This is a genomic window from Actinobacillus minor NM305 (genome assembly GCF_000175195.1).
Classification (GTDB): domain Bacteria; phylum Pseudomonadota; class Gammaproteobacteria; order Enterobacterales; family Pasteurellaceae; genus Haemophilus_A; species Haemophilus_A minor.
Genome location: NZ_ACQL01000034.1, coordinates 1 through 334 on the forward strand (window position 1 = coordinate 1; position 334 = coordinate 334).

General features: G+C 51.8%; 1 protein-coding gene. It reads right to left on the bottom strand.

Annotated features, from left to right (window positions below):
- Positions 1-334 (bottom strand): hypothetical protein (locus AM305_RS12380; protein WP_005822361.1); only part of this gene is annotated, 334 nt, incomplete at both ends.

The window sequence follows — 334 nt, forward strand, 5'->3', positions numbered from 1 at the left end:
TCAGCTTTCACTTCGTTGGTGTTGCCGTTTGTGTCGTTTAAGGTTGAACCGGCTGCCGTATGACTTGCTGTGTTGCCGTCAACGTCTGCAAGGCTGGTGCCGCTCGCATTGATGCTGGCACTGTTGCCGTCCGCATCTTCTAACTCAACCCCTTTCGCACTGTAACCGCCCATATTGCCGTCTTTGTCGAGGAAGCCGGTTGATTTCGCATTGTGGTTGGCGAGATTGCCCTCTTTATCCTCAATCATCGTACCAAGTGCGGTCGTTTCTACGCTATTTCCGTCTGCGTCAGTAACCGTTGTGCCTGTTGCGGTGGTTTCAACTTTGTTTCCTT